This window comes from Enterococcus sp. DIV1421a (genome assembly GCF_051711025.1).
Classification (GTDB): domain Bacteria; phylum Bacillota; class Bacilli; order Lactobacillales; family Enterococcaceae; genus Enterococcus_B; species Enterococcus_B hirae.
On record NZ_JBIOLU010000001.1, the window covers coordinates 345,001 to 363,815 of the forward strand.

At 37.5% G+C, this 18,815-nt stretch carries 15 protein-coding genes and 1 rRNA gene (1 of these 16 running past the window's edge); 11 read left to right on the plus strand and 5 right to left on the minus strand.

The genetic code is table 11. The annotated features are described in order from the left end of the window. Positions 1 to 106, plus strand: a 5S ribosomal RNA gene (gene rrf / locus IGK21_RS01570) (it extends 10 nt beyond the left edge of the window). Positions 107 to 158: 52 nt separating this feature from the next. Here rrf and IGK21_RS01575 read toward each other — a convergent pair. The 4 genes from IGK21_RS01575 to IGK21_RS01590 form a co-directional block, all read right to left on the minus strand. Next, positions 159 to 629 carry a glutathione peroxidase gene (locus IGK21_RS01575; protein WP_034699391.1) on the minus strand — a complete coding sequence of 157 codons (471 nt, stop codon included), beginning with the start codon at positions 627 to 629 and terminating at the stop codon, positions 159 to 161. 218 nt (positions 630 to 847) lie between these two features. Continuing rightward, positions 848 to 1,306, minus strand: a complete 459-nt coding sequence (locus IGK21_RS01580) for an S-ribosylhomocysteine lyase (RefSeq protein ID WP_010720211.1) — start codon at positions 1,304 to 1,306, stop codon at positions 848 to 850. Positions 1,307 to 1,469: 163 nt separating this feature from the next. Beyond that, positions 1,470 to 2,618: a cystathionine gamma-synthase gene (locus IGK21_RS01585; RefSeq protein ID WP_034699393.1), complete on the minus strand. Its 1,149-nt coding sequence runs from the start codon at positions 2,616 to 2,618 to the stop codon at positions 1,470 to 1,472. A 55-nt stretch (positions 2,619 to 2,673) separates the two neighbouring features. Then, the gene (locus IGK21_RS01590; protein ID WP_010720209.1) at positions 2,674 to 3,591 is read right to left on the minus strand and encodes a PLP-dependent cysteine synthase family protein; all 918 of its coding nucleotides are present in this window, start codon (positions 3,589 to 3,591) and stop codon (positions 2,674 to 2,676) included. A 357-nt stretch (positions 3,592 to 3,948) separates the two neighbouring features. Between IGK21_RS01590 and efp the strand changes: the two genes are divergently transcribed. Beyond that, positions 3,949 to 4,512 carry an elongation factor P gene (gene efp, locus IGK21_RS01595; protein WP_010720208.1) on the plus strand — a complete coding sequence of 188 codons (564 nt, stop codon included), beginning with the start codon at positions 3,949 to 3,951 and terminating at the stop codon, positions 4,510 to 4,512. Positions 4,513 to 4,565: 53 nt separating this feature from the next. Here the strand turns inward: efp and IGK21_RS01600 are convergent, their stop codons facing one another. Next, positions 4,566 to 6,056 (minus strand): helix-turn-helix domain-containing protein, encoded by a 1,491-nt coding sequence (locus IGK21_RS01600; RefSeq protein ID WP_034699395.1) that lies wholly within the window; start codon positions 6,054 to 6,056, stop codon positions 4,566 to 4,568. Between the two features lie 357 nt (positions 6,057 to 6,413). Between IGK21_RS01600 and IGK21_RS01605 the strand changes: the two genes are divergently transcribed. From IGK21_RS01605 to dapB, 9 genes are all read left to right on the plus strand, one after another. Further along, positions 6,414 to 9,920 (plus strand): vWA domain-containing protein, encoded by a 3,507-nt coding sequence (locus IGK21_RS01605; protein ID WP_181914786.1) that lies wholly within the window; start codon positions 6,414 to 6,416, stop codon positions 9,918 to 9,920. Further along, a complete protein-coding gene (locus tag IGK21_RS01610; protein ID WP_034699399.1) occupies positions 9,920 to 11,329 on the plus strand; it encodes a SpaH/EbpB family LPXTG-anchored major pilin in 1,410 nt (469 codons plus the stop codon). Before IGK21_RS01605 ends, IGK21_RS01610 begins: the two co-directional genes overlap by 1 nt. After that, entirely contained in the window at positions 11,326 to 13,203 is a 1,878-nt protein-coding gene (locus IGK21_RS01615) for a SpaH/EbpB family LPXTG-anchored major pilin (RefSeq protein ID WP_034699400.1), read from the plus strand. The genes IGK21_RS01610 and IGK21_RS01615 overlap by 4 nt, the downstream gene beginning before the upstream one ends. Before the next feature lie 33 nt (positions 13,204 to 13,236). Next, positions 13,237 to 14,064, plus strand: a complete 828-nt coding sequence (locus IGK21_RS01620) for a class C sortase (protein ID WP_034699403.1) — start codon at positions 13,237 to 13,239, stop codon at positions 14,062 to 14,064. A 98-nt stretch (positions 14,065 to 14,162) separates the two neighbouring features. Beyond that, a complete protein-coding gene (gene trhA / locus IGK21_RS01625) occupies positions 14,163 to 14,810 on the plus strand; it encodes a PAQR family membrane homeostasis protein TrhA (RefSeq protein ID WP_025480259.1) in 648 nt (215 codons plus the stop codon). Between the two features lie 370 nt (positions 14,811 to 15,180). Continuing rightward, positions 15,181 to 16,428, plus strand: coding sequence for a diaminopimelate decarboxylase (lysA, locus tag IGK21_RS01630; protein ID WP_010738544.1), 1,248 nt, complete (start codon positions 15,181 to 15,183; stop codon positions 16,426 to 16,428). Beyond that, positions 16,425 to 17,231 carry a diaminopimelate epimerase gene (gene dapF / locus IGK21_RS01635; RefSeq protein ID WP_034699405.1) on the plus strand — a complete coding sequence of 269 codons (807 nt, stop codon included), beginning with the start codon at positions 16,425 to 16,427 and terminating at the stop codon, positions 17,229 to 17,231. Before lysA ends, dapF begins: the two co-directional genes overlap by 4 nt. Further along, entirely contained in the window at positions 17,224 to 18,105 is an 882-nt protein-coding gene (gene dapA / locus IGK21_RS01640) for a 4-hydroxy-tetrahydrodipicolinate synthase (protein WP_034699408.1), read from the plus strand. The genes dapF and dapA overlap by 8 nt, the downstream gene beginning before the upstream one ends. After that, positions 18,102 to 18,809: a 4-hydroxy-tetrahydrodipicolinate reductase gene (gene dapB / locus IGK21_RS01645; RefSeq protein ID WP_034699411.1), complete on the plus strand. Its 708-nt coding sequence runs from the start codon at positions 18,102 to 18,104 to the stop codon at positions 18,807 to 18,809. Before dapA ends, dapB begins: the two co-directional genes overlap by 4 nt. Positions 18,810 to 18,815 lie beyond the last annotated feature (6 nt).

Consider the following 18,815-nt stretch of genomic DNA (forward strand, 5'->3'; position numbering starts at 1 on the left):
ATAGCGAGAAGGATACACCTGTAACCATGCCGAACACAGAAGTTAAGCTTCTTAGCGCCGATTGTAGTGAGGGGTTGCCCCTTGTGAGAGTAGGACGTCGCCACGCAAATGGTAAAAAGCAGATGAATTTAATTCATCTGCTTTTTTGTTATTCAATATTATAAAACAGCTTCAATCGCACTGGTCATCTTCATAGGTGTCGTTTGTGGAGCAAAACGTTCAACGACATTCCCCTCTTTATCAATCAAAAATTTTGTAAAATTCCATTTGATAGCATTTGATAATGTGCCGGGGGCTTGTTTTTTTAGATAGTCGAAAAGAGGGTCTGCTTTTGGACCGTTGATATCAATGATTTGATGCATTGGAAAAGTAACGCCATAGGTATTTCGACAGGCTTGAGCGGCATCGCTGGCAGAAGCAACTTCTTGTTTGAATTGGTTAGAAGGAAACCCTAATATAATTAATCCTTGAGATTGATAACGCTCATAAAGTTCTTCTAATTGCTCGAATTGCGGAGCTAACCCACATTTCGTTGCGGTATTCACGATGATCATCGGTTGATTCTTGTACTTATCTAATGAATAAGAGGTTCCATCTTCTAAAGTAACCGTAAAATTATAAATACTCATCATCTTTCCTCCTCAGGATAGTTTAAAAGCTCCAAACATCAAACAAAATCATTTGTTTTCGTTTAGAGCTTAGCTAAAAATTATCTTCTACTGATAAATATGGTTATTTTGTAACTATTTGTCAAAAGTTTCGCTTATCGCTTATAAGGAAACGATTTGTTATAGAACATTGAAATGACATATCTGAGAATATATGGATTTCTCAATAGCTGTGTCAATTATGCTTCTACTTGAGACCATTCATCACGTTTTTCTAAGAATTCACGAGCGAGTGCTTGCGCACCTTCCAATGTATGGCTAGCTGCCCAGCCACATTGCGTCTCGTTGCTTGCAGGGACTTCCGTCGCTTCAAGTACATCTTTCATTGTTTGTTCTAAAACATCTAAAATATCTTCGTAACTTTCATGGTTCAAAACAGTTAAGTAAAAACCTGTTTGGCAACCCATTGGTGACCAGTCAACAATATAATCAGCATGGTTACGGATCAATTCTGCAGTTAAATGCTCTAAAGAATGTAAACTTGGCATATCCATATGCTCTTTATTCGGTTGTTTGAAGCGAACATCATATTTGATAATGACATCGCCGTGTTCCCCAGTTTTTTTATCAGCTACTCTGATATAAGGTGCTTTTACTTTTGTGTGATCAAGATTAAAACTTTCTACGTTCATTTTCATGACTTAAGGCTCCTAACTATTGGTAATCATTTTTGTTTATCGGAATCAAGTACACATCTACTAGAAGAAACTTCGATAAACACAGTGCTTCCAATTAGATTCTAACACTTATTGCTTTGTAGGTGTAGCAATCTGAAATGAAATTTATCTTTTCTTTCATTCGCTAATTTTCTTTTAATTGCTGAAATGCTTGAGTTAAATCTTCAATAAGATCATCCTCATACTCAATTCCCACGGATAAGCGGATCAATCCATCTTTGATACCTGCTTTTTCCCTTTTTTCTTTAGGAACGGAAGCATGAGTCATCACTGCGGGAAGTTCGACTAAACTTTCCACACCACCTAAGCTTTCTGCCAAAATAAACAATCGGAGAGATTCAACGAAAGGAATCGCAGCCTGTTCATTTTTTAGTGTAAAAGAAACCATGCCACTATAACCACTCATTTGTGCTTGCGCAATTTCATGATTTTTATGAGTGACCAAACCAGGATAAAAGACTTGTTCAACTTCAGGACGTCCTTTTAAAAAGTGTGCGACCGCAAAAGCATTTTTTTGATGTTCTGCCATTCGTACACTTAATGTTTTGATTCCTCTTTGAAGTAGCCAGCTGTCTTGTGGCCCTAATACACCGCCAATGGCATTTTGATAATAGCCGATAGCATCCGCTAAGGTTTCATTATTTGTAGTAACCAAACCTGCGACGAGATCACTGTGTCCTCCGAGATATTTTGTCCCGCTGTGTAAGACGATATCTGCCCCTAAGTCAAGTGGTCTCTGGAAATAAGGAGTGGCAAAAGTATTATCAACGATTGTTATCAGTTGGTGTTTTTTTGCTAGTTGACTATTTTTTTGGAGATCAGTGATTTTTAATAACGGGTTACTTGGTGTTTCTAAATAAAGTGCTTTTGTATTGGGTTGAATGGCTTGCTCTACTTGTGCCAAATCACTCGTATTGACAATTGTATATTCCAGACCACTTTTGGTTAGGACTTGATCAAAGAGTCGAAAAGTACCACCATAAACATCATCGCCTAATAAAATGTGGTCTCCTGATTGAAAAAGAGAGAAGACTGCATGAATACCGGCTAAACCAGAGGCAAAAGCAAATCCTTTGATTCCACCTTCCAACTCAGCAATCAATTCTTCAAGGGCAAAACGTGTGGGATTCCCAGAACGAGAATATTCATATTGCTTGGGATTTCCCACGCTATTTTGTCGATAAGTGGATGTTTGATAGATCGGAACACTAACTGCTCCAGTAGTAGGGTCTTCACTGATTCCGCCATGTATTAGTTTTGTTTGAATATGCATTATTTGTTCCTCCTAATTTTTTATATCTGTATTTCGGTCAAAACGACTATTTGTTTTATGAATAGATTCCTTTTGATAAATAACGGTCTGCTCCATCTGGGAAAATAGTTACCACTGAACTTCCTAAAGGTAATCGCTGGACTTCATGTAAGGCTGCCGCAAAAGCAGCGCCGCTAGAACTACCAACTAATAGACCTTGTTGCTTGGCTAGTTGCTTTGTGTAAGCAAAGCCTTCTTGATCAGAAATCGTTTCAAAACCATCTATGGTGATTCCAGAAAGAAATGGTGGGGTAAATTCAACGCCAATTCCCTCGATCTTGTGACTATGAGCAGTACCACCATTCAAAATTGAGCCTTCTGGTTCGACACCAATTAAACGAATGTCTGCATTTTGTTCCTTTAAATATTTAGCGGTGCCCGCAAACGTACCGCCACTACCAATCCCCGCTACAAAGCTAGTGATTGGTTCTGTAAGTTCTTGACTAATTTCCGGTCCGATCGTCTGATAATAGGCCATGGGATTCGCCCAATTCTCAAATTGCATTGGTAGAAAGCTGTGAGGAATGGTTTTCGCTAATTCTTTACTTTTTTCAATCGCACCAACGATGCCCAGTTCACTTGGTGTGTGGATGATTGTTGCGCCTAATGCTTTCATCACTTGTTGTTTTTCCATACTGAATTTTTCAGGAACAACAAAGATTGTTTTGATAGAATAACTTAAAGCAGTTAATGCTAAACCAATTCCAGTATTACCAGCAGTAGGTTCAATAATTGTTGTCTCTTTTGTGATCTGTCCGGTTTGAATCCCTTGTTGGATCAGATAATGACCGAGTCGATCTTTGATACTTCCGCCGGGGTTCAGATACTCTAATTTTGCATAAATAGCTGAATGTTGGGGCATAGGATAATCTTTAGCAGTAAATTTAAAAAACGGGGTGGAACCAATTGCTTCGGTGATTGTTGTAATGATCATAATTCCCTCCTAAAAAAATAGAATATAAAAAGGAGCTGACTATTAAATCAGCTCCTTGAAAAAATCATGAAATAAGTATTGGAAAACGGAAGAAGGCAATACCAATTTATGAAGGGCTATTAATAGACATGACAAATCGTATGCTGCTTTTATGCACCATACAACAACAAATATTCATTTGTTTTGATTTGCTGTTTGTCATGTGAAGTCCCTCCAAAAATGAATTTCATTAAAAATAGCATGATTAAACGAGAAAGTCAAAGAGTAAAACTTAAAAATAGATAATTCCCTAGTTTTCTAAGCGGTTGTCTGATACAATAAAGTTGATTATGATTAAGTTAAGAAGGAGCAAAAATAATGATCTCAGCAAGTGATTTAAGAGCCGGTATGACATTTGTTCAAGACGGTAAATTAATTAAAGTTTTAGACGCAAGCCACCACAAACCTGGTAAAGGAAACACTGTGATGCGTATGAAACTAAAAGATGTTCGTTCAGGAGCAACATATGACACAACTTTCCGACCAGAAGAAAAGTTTGAAAAAGCACATATTGATACGAAACCAGTACAATATTTATATACAATGGACGACACAGCATTCTTTATGGATCTTGAAACATATGAACAATATGAAATTCCAGTAGAGACTGTAGAAGAAGAAATGAAATATATTTTAGAAAACATGGAAGTAAAAATTCAATTCTTCGGCAGCGAAGTGATTGGTGTTCAACTTCCAACAACTGTTGTTTTGCGTGTAGTTGAAACACAACCTTCAATTAAAGGAGCAACCGTGACTGGTTCTGGTAAACCAGCTACAATGGAAACAGGTTTAGTCGTTAACGTTCCAGACTTCATCGAAACAGATGAACTACTTGAAATCAATACAACAGAAGGCACATACGTAAAACGTGCATCAAAATAACAATAAAGGCTTTTGTTCAAGATCCAGTAGGATACTTGAGCAAAAGCCTTTATTTATAGCTGTTTTTTTAATTTTTCATGGTGGGCATGTGAAAGTCGTTGATACAATGCCGTTTCAAAATCATTGTAACGACAAAAATCAATAACCGCATATTTTGCTGGGTCTAGCTCTGGAGGAATAAGCAAGGGTGAACCAATAATATAAAAATCATACTGTTTCGTGAGTGGCAGATGGGCTTTTTCAATCTCGATAAAAGGAATCTTTTCACCTAGATTAAATATCTCATAAGTGATCAAGTATTCTGAAACGTTGATAAAGCCAACTTTCAATTTATAGTCTTCTTCCAGCTTGGTATAATACGGATAAAGTAAACAAGCTTGGATGAAAGCTAATTCACTACTACAATTTTTTAACCAAAGGAAGTTTTTACGATTCGCAATCTTTTTCCAATAACTTTCGATTTTAGTAGCTAAAATTTGGATCATAGGATATTTCTTTTGGATATACGTAGAAATAAAAAAGGTTGTTAAAGGGATTTTTTGTTTGAATACAGTAAAATTCAACAATGAAAGGTAGATATTCGCATGAAGGGAAGGCTCTTCATGAAAGTTGAAATTACTAATATATTTTTGACAATGCGTTTCAAACTCTTCCAAGACTTTTTTTAAATGGTTGTTCGCCTGCAGATAAGAATGTTCCACGATTGGTAATTGGACATCTGATTTGGAATTTAGAAAAGGCCAATAATAGAACAAATAAAAAAGGGAATTGATTTCTAAAATATCGAGCTTCAAATTAGAAAGTTGAAAGAAATCATAAAAAAATTCAAGATCTGTTCCACTAGGGATAAAAGAAGTGGGAGTTAATTCATAAATATCAGTGAAATGACCCTCTTTAATTCGTAAAAGATTGATTTTACAATGGAGCATAGCTTGCTTCTTGCCGATTGCATATTTATCTTTCAGATGTTCCGCTTCGTATAATTCAAATAGTGCTTTTAAATCATCGCTAAAATAGAGATCATCTAGACTTTCACCTAATGAAACAAACCAAAAAAAGTTAAAAAACATAATCCGGATCAGCATTTCCGAACCTGTTAGTGTTAAGTTCGTTAAGTTCAAAGTGATATGATAGTCTTTAAAATACTGCGCTAATTTTTTGGTTTGGCGAAAACAAGTGGAACGGCTAATATAGTTGCGTTGACAAAAAGAAGCAAGATCTTCATCTTGCTTCTTGATGATACTAAGCAATAACTGATAAGGGATACTTTGTGTGGTTAAAAAATTTTGATATTGATTGTAATGGATCATTCTTTCACGAATGATCAACTTATTTTTAGCCGTTAATAATTGTTTATTACTTATCTTTTCCAAGTCTTCTTGAATAGAAACAAGGATTTTTTTTAGTTTAACCATACTGATTGTTGTTTCTAAGTTTTCTCTTAGGTTATCGATCAAGTGCTCTCCTGGAGATAACGTCAATAGTTGACCATAAACAGCTAATTTTCCTCGCGAATGATCATCTAACAATAATTGCTCGATCAATAAATCACCATCTTTTCTAATTTAGTATTATTATTATTATTAACTTATCTTTATCATCTTGTAAATATGTATCTCAGATTTTTATATTTTTTCAATAATTGTAGAAATGAAAATAAAGTCAGTGTTTCAAATCCAAGTCTATTCGATCAGTTATTTTGAAAATATAAACTACATCATTATATAAAAATAACAGAACGTTTATAGATATATTTATTATTTACATATCTTCTATAGATTTAATATAACTAAAAAATCCACTTAAAAATTGAATGAGAATAAAAAGAGAAAAAATAGAGGTTTTTTCTCTTTTTTTATATTATCTAACTGAATTTTAAATAATTTTTAAGGAGGATATCTATGAGAAAGAAACAATTATTCTTTTTGTTAGGGTCTTTAGGAATCATTGTTGTACTCAATTTTTTCTTTCAGAATAGGAAACTTGTCGAAGCAAGTAATGAGGCTACTATGGAAATAATGGCTAATGAATATGGCCAAGTCCAAGCTCATCAATCTGCGGAACAATTGACCGTCGAATTAGGGCTTTCTGAGAATGACCAAGGACATAGATACTTGGTACGGGTTATTGATTCAGAAACAAAAGAAATGCTTCTACCAATTCCAACAACTGAATATACGGAATATCTTAATGACACTAGTGGGAAATGGCTCACAACTAGCCAATTTTTCAAGCAAGAGTATCACGAGAAGTGGATTTTTGCAGGCATCAAGCAGAATCAGTCAGTTGACGTAGAAGTTTTAGTGGAACAACAAACGGCAGATAATGAGCAAGGAAAAGCACTCACGCCGATTGTGAAGGAATCATTTAAGTTTCTGGAAAATAATACCTTAGAGCAACAAATTAATAAGGAAACTTCGCTGGAAACAACGGAGCAATCGACTAAATCTAACGAAGCAGATACAAAGGAATCAACAGAAAGAGGAAATGAAGAACAGCAAGCAAAGGAACAAGATCTTGAAGAAGAGACAAAAGAAGAGGTTGTACGTCCGTTTGAATTTCCCGCTTTCTTTTCTGCTGGAAATAATAAACAAATTGTCACACCTATCGTACCAAATTATACCAACGATTCTACTGGGGTCTACCCACAAGCAGCGTGGCAGCCGACAGGAAACGAAACGGTTCTCAATCATCAAGGAAATCAAAATGGTCAGTGGGATGGTGTGACGTCATGGAATGGCGACCCATCTAATCGGTCAAATTCTTATATTGAATACGGGGGAACAGGAGAAGAATCCTCTTATGCTATTCGTAAATATGCACGAGAAACGACTACACCAGGATTATACGATGTTTTTTTTAATGTACGTGGGAACGTTCAAAAAGAGTTTTCACCTGTAGACGTTGTATTAGTAGTCGATTGGTCAGGCAGTATGAATGAAGACAATCGTTTAGCCGAAGTGAAACGAGGGGTCAATAGTTTTGTAGATACCCTTGACCATAGTGGTATAGCTGAAAAAATCAATCTTGGCTATATTGGGTATTCTAGTGTGGGTTATAACAACGGTTCAATCCCACTAAGTTCATTCAATTCTGTAAAAAATCAGATTAAAGCGATCACTCCTTCAACGACACAAGGGGGAACCTTTACTCAAAAAGCGTTGAGAGAAGCTGGTGAGATGTTGGCTGAACAAAATAATCATGAAAAAGTGATTGTTTTATTAACGGATGGTGTGCCAACCTACTCCTATCACGTGAACAAAGTGTTTACAGAACAAGATGGTAGTTATTATGGAACTGAATTTAGCGATGTACGAGAAGGAGCCGGAAATACTTCTCTTTTAAGTAGATATTACAATGTTCCAGATCAAAACAATCGAGAGAAGCAAATTCGGAGCACGTTTACAGCAACGATCGGCGAAGCATTAGCGTTGAAAGAACGAGGAATCAAGATCCATGGCTTAGGAATCCAATTGCAATCAGATATTCCAGCTGGCTTATCAAAAGCTGATGTGGAAACAAATATGAAGAAAATGGTATCAACGGATGAATCTGGTCAATTCTATTACGAATCGGCTGATCGTGCCACAGATATTTCTGATTATTTAGCGAAAAAAGCGGTCCATATTGCTGGAACCATCAGTAATGGAAAAGTGATTGATCCGATTGCTCAACCCTTTGTTTACGAAGAAAATACCCTCACGATCAAAGATGTAGGGAAAAATGCTGTCGCAGTAATGCCTACGATTGGTATTTCTGGTTCAACGATCCAAAGCAATCAACTATATTTAGGGAAAGATCAGGAAATCCAAATCCATTATCAGGTACGAATCCAAACTGAAAGTAAAACGTTTAAACCCGATGTATGGTACCAAATGAATGAAAAAACAACCTTGCAACCGACGGCGGATGCTTCAACAATTGTTGAATTTGGCGTTCCTTCCGCAAAAGCACCAGGCGTAACATTGTCTTTCACAAAAGAATGGGAAGAATATGATCATGATACTAGCCTACGACCAGATCACATCACTTATGAAATAAAACGAACGCCAACAACAGATAAAAATAGTTGGCAAACGGGATTTATCCAGTTAAATAAACCAACTAATGATACTGAGGGAACTTGGAGACGTGAAAACATCAAGTTACTCTCAGCAAGTAATGGCACTGACTATCAAGAAAACATGATGTTGCCAAAATTTAATAACCAAGGACAAGCGTTTAACTATCAAGCAAGTAACGAAATGACCGTTGAAGGCTATGAGGCTGCTAAAGTCAACGATACGACTTGGAAAAATACTAAAAAGTTTACACCATTTGATTTGAACATCACCAAACATTCTTCATCTGGAGCAAAAAATCTTGTAGGAGCAGTTTTCGAATTAACTGGTCAATCTAAAACGATCCGCTTGATCGATAACAAAGATGGCAGTTATCACTTGCCTGCTGATGTTCGACTAATGAAAGGGGAAACCTATACGCTTACAGAGGTACAGGCACCAGACGGACATGAACTTGCTCAAAAAAACACCTGGAAGATTGCGGTATCAGCCGAAGGAAAGGTAACGATCGACGGACAATCCGCAAAAATCGAGGAACAGGCGATTCTTCTAACGATCGAAAATCCTTTCAAAAAAATTCCTTTGGCGATTCACAAATATACGCTTCATGGGTCAGAAAAAGTCCACTTAGCAGGTGCTACTTTTGAATTACAGAAAAAAGATGCTGCTGATAGTTATCGAACAGTAGCGACAAAAGTATCGGAACTAACGGGACTGGCTCAATTTACAGTAGAGGAACCAGGAGAATATCGAATGGTAGAGACGAAGGGACCCGTTGGCTATGATACGATTGTTGGGAATTATGAATGGACGATTGATCAATATGGCACGATCCACTATGAACATGAAAATGTTGAGGTAGATCCGCAGTGGACATTACAGCATCAAAACCATCTCAAACCTTTTAATCTTACGGTCTATAAAAAACAAGATAACGGGCAATCATTAAAAGGGGCTAGCTTTAAACTAGAGGGGGAAGGGTCAAGTGTCGAACTACCTCAAGCAGGTGAATCAACGGATACATTTACATTTGAAAACCTTCAACCTGGTTCTTACACGTTAACGGAAACCAAAACACCAGATGGGTATCAAGGATTGAAAAAGCCAGTCTTGATCGTGGTGAAGGAAGATGGAACAGTGACCGTGGATGGGTCCAAACAAGAAAGTGGATTAGTAGCTGGAGACGAAAATAATCAAATTACGTTAACGATTACCAATCAAGTCAAAGTTCCTTTACCTGAGACTGGCGGAATGGGTCGTATCTGGTTCTATTTAGCTGGTTTCCTTGCGATAAGCAGCACATGTTTCGTTGCCTTTTTCAAAAAACAAAGAAAGGGCGTGGCGTAATGAAAAAAAGAATCTGGTATATCTTGTTCCTCATTCCGCTGTTGTTGACGATTGGATCGCAAAGAAGTGCGGCTCAACATATTCCGAATCAATCTTCGAATGAGCAGGTACAGATTATCTTGCATAAACTTCTGTTTACGGAAGGGAATTTACCTGATCCACAAAAAAATACGGGTGAAGAGCAAGTATTCTTCCAAGAAGCTCAGGGGATAAATGAGGTGAGTTTTTCGGTTTATGATGTCACAGCTTCTTTCTATCAATTGAGAGAACAAGGGATCGATGTCACAACAGCGCAACAACAATTAGCAAAAAAGGGACAAGAGATCGGAACGTTTGTAACAGAACAAATCACCAAAACCGTTGGTAACGAAGCTGGTATCGCTCAATTTCAATTACCAAAGCAAGATGCACAAGGAAGAGATCAAGTGTATCTTTTTCAAGAAACGAAGACGCCAGTAAACGTCAAAGAAAAATCAGCCAATTTAGTTGTGGTACTCCCAATTAATAATGAGCAAGGTCAAGAATTGAAGACGATTCATTTATATCCTAAGAACGAAGAAACGACTCCACTTTCTTTTTTGGAAAAAAAGATCCAAGGAGATTCCAGTGTTTCGTTTGGTGAAATCGTCACTTATACAGTAGATACCATTGTTTCTGACTGTCAAAGCTATCAACTCATTGATGAAGCTGATGATCATTTGCTCTTCTTACCTGATACATGGAAACTCAAAATTGGCGGACAAGAAATACATTCCGGGTATAAGATGGTTTCTCATCAAAATGGCTTTGAATTGACATTGGCTAAAGAGACACTCCAAAAAATGGTTGGACAACCACTTTCGATTACCTATCAGATGCAAGTATCAGCGACAGCAATTCCAGACGAGGAATTGAAGAATAACGTCACGGTCACTACAGAACGTGAGTACCTCCAACGATCAACTGCCATCCGTACGGGAGGAAAGCATTTTTTGAAAATTGATAGTCGAAATCAAAGTCCTCTACAAGGCGCTGTATTTCTAGTAAGAAATCAAAGAGGTAAATACCTTCATCAAACGAAGGAAGGCGTTACTTGGCGAATGAGTAGTGAAGGAGCGTATCGACTAACTTCCGACCAATCAGGGAATTTTTCAGTTCGAGGGTTGACCGACGGGAATTATTACCTTGAAGAGATCCAGTCACCGAAAGGTTATATCAAAAGTGAAGAGCTAATTCCTTTTGTAGTTGAAAAAAATTCGTTTCAGCAAAACGGACAACAGTCGGATCCTTTGAAGGTAAAGAATCGTAAAGCAGATTTCGGTTTGCTGCCTAAAACAAATGAAAAAAATAGCCAGTTTTATGTCATCGTTGGGCTAATACTAGTTAGTATCAGTCTGTGGAAATGGAGAAAGAAAGGTGAAAATAAATGAAAAAAGAGTGGAAAGCAATCGACATTTGTTGGGGAATATTATTCGTGTTATCAGCTGTTTTAGGTAGCTGGGTAGGGCAATCGCCTGTCTTTGCAGCTACCGATCAAGAAGTTGCACAAGTGATCTTGCATAAGAAAAAAGCACTTTCTTTACCCAATGTTATTCAAAACAGTGGGAAAGAGATGACAGAGTTTGACCAATATCAAGGTCTAGGAGATGTATCATTTACTGTTTATAATGTAACGAATCAATTTTATGAACAACGAAATAATGGTAAATCAGTCGAAGAAGCGCAACAAGCAGTTCAAGAACTGACTCCTGGAGAACCAATCACGTCGGGAACGACAGATGCACAAGGAAGCGTAACGCTGGAATTGCCAAAATCTCAAAACGGAAAAGATGCGGTTTATGTCATCAAAGAAGAACCGAAAGCAGGGGTAGTCGCAGCTGGCAATATGGTATTGGCTTTTCCTGTTTATGAAATGATCAAACAACCAGACGGCTCTTATCAGTATGGTACAGAAGAATTAGACACGATTCATTTATATCCTAAAAATCTTGTTTCTAATAATGGGGTATTGCAAGTCAAAAAAGTGGGGACAGCCGAAAATGAACCATTGAATGGCGCAGTCTTTAACATTTCAAAAACCGAAGGAGCAGTAAAAAAATACCTTCATAGTGTGAAAGACGGTCTTTATACTTGGACAACTGATCAAACCGCTGCTAAATCTTTTTTGACTGGGAAAACGTATCATATCGGAACAGCTGACTTCATTGAAGAAAACAGTGAAAAAGGTCAGATGGAAATTTACGGGTTAGAAGTTGGCCACTACCTTTTGGAAGAAGTGAAGGCACCAGATAACGCCGCATTGATTGAGAGTCAAACGAAAACAGCATTTGAAATTACCGAAAATAATCAAACACCTGTCGAAAAAACGATTAAAAATGATACATCAAAAGTTGAAAAAAGTACGCCAAAATTAAATGGCAAAGATGTAGCAATTGGCGAAATGATCCAGTATGAAATCAAGGTCAATCTTCCCGAAGGAATTGCTGATAAAGAAGGTTCAATGAACAAATACACGAAATTCAATTTAATCGATCAACACGATGCAGCATTGACTTTTCATCATGCAGTCAATGGCGCCAATGGCTATGCACTTTACGATGGAGAAACAACAATCGATCCAAGTCATTATACAGTGATTGAGCAAGAAAATGGCTTTACGGTGGCAGTTGATCCAGCGTACATTCCTTCTTTAACGCCTGGAGGAACATTGAAATTTATTTATTATATGTATTTGAATGACCAAGCAAATCCAACTACAGGATACCAAAATGAAGCAAATGTAGAAAACGACTATACGAAAGACCAAACACCACCAACTGTTGAAGTAGTTACAGGTGGTAAGCAGTTTATCAAAGTTGATGGAGCGGTTTCAACAAACCAACCGTTAGCAGGTGCTAGCTTTGTCGTTCGAGACCAAGATTCAAGTGAGGCGAACTATTTGTTGATTGATCCTCAAACGAAAGCCGTTAATTGGACGAAAGAGCAAGGAAAAGCGACTGTTTTTACTACTGAAAAAGATGGGTTGATTACCATCATTGGATTAGCTTATGGAACCTACTATTTAGAAGAAATCAAGGCACCAGAAAATTATGTACAGTTGACTAACCGCCTTTCATTTGTAGTCGATGAACAATCTTATCATTTGTCTGGACAAGTCATTTCACCAGAAAAGGTACCAAACAAGCATAAAGGAACATTACCTTCTACAGGTGGCAAAGGGATTTACCTTTATCTAACAATTGGTACAGTCTTATTAATCATGGGAATTGGTTATTTTGTAAAAGTAAAAAAATCCCATCAATAAAAGGAAAAACGAGTCAAAAAAGGATGACGATCAATGAGTAACAAAAAGCGGCGATATTTGGATAGTTTCATGACCTTGTTATTCATCACAGGAATCGTAATTTTTATGTATCCTTTTGTTAGTGATCGTATCAATGATTACCTGGATCAGCAAATCATTAGAAAATACCAACAACAAGCACAACAACAAAAGACAGAAGAGTTAGAGAAAATCCAACAAGAATATCTAGAAAAAAATCGAGAACTTGCAAAAAGTAATTCTTCCCCAGGCTCTGACCCATTCGCCGAAGAAGAACCGGAGAAGGTAACACAATCAACGATCCAAAAACATACCATTGGTGTGTTATCAATCCCGAAAATCAATGTGCGACTACCGATTTTTGACCAAACGACTTCTTTTTTTCTGGAAAAAGGTGCCTCTTTATTGGCAGGAACCTCTTATCCAGTTGGGGGTGAAAGTACTCATGCCGTTCTTTCTAGTCATCGTGGATTACCCAAAGCCAAACTATTTACGGATTTAGATCAACTAGAGAAAAACGATTTGTTTTTTATCGAAAGTCAGAATGGTAAATTAGCGTATCAAGTGGATCAAATCAAAATTATTGAGCCTACAGATCTTGATGATCTGATGATTGAAAAAGGGCAGGATTTAGTTACATTATTAACATGTACCCCTTATATGGTCAATAGTCACCGGTTGCTGGTACGAGGACACCGTATTCCCTATGAAGATCAAGACATTGAAAAAGAAGTCAAGAAAATCGATAGCCAAAAAAAACGATCTCTTTTGATTCTTGGATTCGTATTGATTGGATTGCTAGTGGTCGGGATAGTGTGTTTCATTTGCTATTTTAAACATTAAGTTTTAATATAGTTTTGAAAACTAGATGTAAAAGTCTTACAAACAGTATATAATAGGTTTATAAGAAGAAGGCATCAATGATTGGAGGAAATACAAAAATGGAAGTAGAATTTAGTCGGAAGTATCAAATAGTGAATGAAGTGTTGAATGCCGTCACCCATGGAATTGCAGCGTTTTTAAGTCTCATTTGTTTTGACTTGCTGATGGAACAAGCTCATTCAACCCTCGATTATGTTGCGTTTATCATTTATGGCAGTTCGCTGTTTTTGCTTTTTTTCAGTTCTACGTTGTTCCATAGCTTGATTTTTACAAAAGCAAAAAAAGTGTTTCAAATATTCGATCATTGTTCGATCTATTTACTGATTGCCGGGACCTATACGCCTTTTTGCCTGTTAATCGTTCAGGGACTTTCTGGTGTACTATTACTTAGTGTAATCTGGGCAACAGCAGTTATCGGGATCATTTACAAGTGTTTGACTTTAGCGAAAGCCAGTCAGGTTTCTAAAGTATCAACGATTATTTATAATGTGATGGGCTGGGGAATCGTGATTGTTTTACCAAAACTTTATCAAAACATCAATTTGACCGGTTTACTTTTATTGGTCGCTGGTGGGTTAGCTTACTCGATCGGCTCAATTTTTTATAGCATGAAAAGTAAGAGATTCACACATGTTATTTGGCACTTATTTGTGATGTTAGGTGCATCATTGATGTTTTTAGCCGTTTACTTTGGGTATGTGGTTTAAATAAAATCAATTTAAGAATGAATTTTCTGATGAACAAAGGAATAGCTCTTTTTTTTACAACGAAGGATTAAAAAAATACGTTTGGTTTCGATGGAATGATCGCAACCAAACGTATTTTTATTTGATGGAGCAGTTGCTTTCACTAGATTGTATGATTGAAATAGTGAGATTTATGAGCATATCCATTGTTTTTTAATCTTTTATTCGCTAGTTTTGTATTTATACAAAAAAATGTATGAATGCACTTTTTTTTATTAAATTTATGAATATAGTAGACAATCACTGAGAATTTGTTTAATATTATTCAAATAAAATTCAAATCTTAATGAGAGAAATTTTAAAAAACATTGCGGAAAAGAGGTAGTCTCGAATGTCAGAATTAATGATCGGTGAAATTCCTGTTAGTCAATTAGTAAAACAATATCAAACACCCCTTTATGTTTACGACGAGAAGCAAATGGTGGAGAACATCAAGGCATTTAAACAAGGATTTCAATCAGATCATTTTAAGACAAAGATTTTATATGCATCAAAAGCATTTCAGACCGTCGCCATGTTAAAACTGATTCAATCACAAGGATTAGGTTTAGATGTAGTTAGTGGTGGCGAGATTTATACAGCTGTGTGTGCTGACTTTCCAATGGAAGAGGTCTATTTTCATGGAAACAATAAAACACCTGCGGAAATCCGTTATGCTATTGAAAATGGACTTGTTCATTTTGTAGCGGATAATCTCATGGAAGTTGAATTGTTAGTCGCACTTAGCCAAGAATATCAAAAAGAACTCCAGGTAATGATCCGGTTGAATGTAGGGATCGAAGCACATACGCATGAATATGTCGTTACCGCTCATATTGATTCAAAATTTGGTCTACTCTATGAAAGTGAAGAGTGTCAAAAAGCGATCCAATTTATTCAGGGTAGTGAATTTTTACAGTTAGAAGGCTTTCATGCACATATTGGTTCGCAGATTTTTGAACTATCGGCATGGATAGCAGAAATCCATAAACTGGTTGGTTATCTTAAAGATTTTGATGAAGTACTTTCGCTAAATCTTGGGGGAGGGTTCGGTATTCGTTATACCGAAAGTGATCAGCCATTACCCATTGAAGAATCTGTTCGAGAATTAGTACGTTTTACGGAAGAAGCTTTAAAAAAACAAGGATTAGTAATCAATGAATTGTTGATCGAACCCGGAAGAAGTATCGTTGGGGAAGCAGGAACGACGCTTTATACGGTAGGATTTATTAAGCAAACGCCGAATAAAAAGTATTATTTTGTCGATGGGGGAATGACCGATAATATCCGTCCAGCACTCTATCAAGCGAGCTATCAATGTGATCTGGCAACCAAATTAAGGGAAAAGAAAACCGAAAAAGTCACGATCGCTGGGAAAATGTGTGAGTCAGGTGATGTGGTTATTCAAGAAGCTCTTTTGCCTATCGCTGAACCCGGAGATATATTAGCGGTATATGCCACAGGCGCTTATGGTTATTCAATGAGTAGCAACTATAACCGAGCCTTGACGCCTGCTGTGGTATTCGTCAACGGTGAAACTGCTCGATTAGTGGTACGTAGGCAAGAATATGAGGATTTATTGCGAGGTGAAGTTCAATGATCCTGCATAAATATAATGGTTGCGGCAATGATTTTATCTTAATGGACTATGAAGAAGGAATCGATTATCACCAATTAGCCAGCAAGTGGTGTGGACAGGATCGATTTGATACAGATGGGTTGATTGTCGTTCGAGAGCAACCTTTAACGATGCTTTATTTCAATAAAGATGGCAGTCAGGCGCCGATGTGTGGGAATGGGATTCGTTGTTTTGCTCGGTATGTATGGGATAAAGCTATGGTAGAAACTTCACCTTTCGACGTACACACATTAGCGGGTGTGATTTCCATTGAAATTTTGACAAAAGAACCTTTTTATTGTACCGCTCAGATGGGACAACCCGATTATTCAACAGAAAAGTTAGCGGTCAATCAAACAGAACCCATCGTGGATCAAATAGTACGTATTGGACAAGTGGATGTCCAGCTAACTAGTTTGTTTATGGGCACGATCCATACTGTTGTTTTTGTAGAGGATGCAAAAGCGCAACAAATGAAAGCGTTAGGGGAACAGATTTGTCACCATCCATTATTCTCAGAAAAAACCAATGTTAATTTTGTCCAACGAGTCAATGAACAGGAACTGATCGTACGCACGTATGAACGTGGCGTTGGTTGGACATTGGCTTGTGGTACTGGCTGTTGTGCGGCTTATGTCGTAGCTAGAGATCATGGGTACTTGGCAAGCGCTAAGGCCATGATTCACTTAGAGCAAGGAGAGTTAATGATTACTGGGGAGACACAAATACAAATGACGGGACCAGCTGTTCATGAATGGTCACAAAAGGAGATGTCGTATGATTAAAGGTTCGATCGTTGCGTTGATTACACCGATGGATGCGCTTGGCGAAATTGACTATCAGGGATTAGAGAAACTAATTGAGTTTCATCTTTCAGAAGGTACAGATGGCCTGTTAGTGTTAGGAACAACTGGGGAATCTTCGACGTTAACGCCAGAAGAAGAAGAGGAGATTCTACGTTTTACAGTAGCAAAAGTAAATAAAAGAATCCCAGTCATCGCAGGCGCAGGAACAAACGATACGAAAAAAACAATTGAAAGAGTCCAACGTTTAGCAGCGATTGGGGCGGATCAATTGTTAGTGATCACGCCTTATTATAATAAGACAAGTGATGCAGGTTTGTTGGCGCATTTTACTGCAATTGCTGACCAATCACCACGACCGATCATTTTATACAATGTACCATCTAGAACTGGAATGACGATCCCAATCCCAGTCCTGGAAAAATTAGCGACACATCCACAAATCAGCGGGATCAAAGAAGCATCAGGTGATCTTGCTTATGTGATGGCAATTGGTCGTCTTTTGACAGACTCGTTTGTCCTTTATAGTGGCAACGATGATGCTATTTTGCCAATATTAAGTGTGGGTGGAAGTGGGGTTATCAGTGTTTGGGCCAATATCCAGCCTAGATTAGTCCATGAATTAGTCGCAACGTTTGAGCAAGGGAATCTTCGACGAGCGCAGCAAATCCAATTAACTGCCTTACCATTGATCCATGCCTTGTTTAGTGAAACAAATCCGATCCCAATAAAAGCCGCAATGGAGATGATGGCTCTTCCTTCAGGTGCGTTACGGCTACCACTTGTTCCTCTGTCTGAGGACAAGCGAGGAGTATTACAGGAATTATTACCTATGAAAGGACGAGAACAGGTATGAAAATTGGTGTAGTCGGACATGGACGAATGGGTAAAAAAATCCAAGAAGTCATTGAATCTTATGAGCATGAAGTCGTTTTTCCAAAGGTCTCCCTTAAAGAAGCGACTACTTTATCTTTTCCGAGTAATATCTCACTCCTTATTGATTTTTCTCACGCAGATAATTTGGAAAAAGTGCTAGATTATGGAGCAGCACACCAACTTCCAGTCGTGATCGGAACGACTGGCTATAGTGAGGAACAATTCCAGGCAATCGAAGCGTTTGGGCAACGTTTCCCCATTTTATACAGTGCGAACTTTTCTTTAGGGATTTTTGTCATGAATCAATTAGTGAAGCAGGCTGCTGAATTATTGAAAACATGGCAAATCGAATTGATTGAAAAACATCATGACCAAAAAAAAGATGCGCCTTCTGGAACGGCTCAATCACTACTCGCTAGTATGCAAGAAGTCCGCAAACTATCTCCTGTTTTCCAATGGAAAGATCAACCTAGAAAAACCGATGAAATCGGAGTACACAGTTTACGTATTGGTTCTGTACCTGGAGAGCACGAAGTTTTATTTGCATCTACGGATGAAGTATTATCAATCAAACATGAGTCGTTTTCCAATCAGATTTTTGCAGAAGGAGCAGTAAGTGCAGCTTTTTGGTTAAGCAATCAACCAGCTGGATACTATCAATTAGCAGATACTTTAGGTGGATAAAGGAGA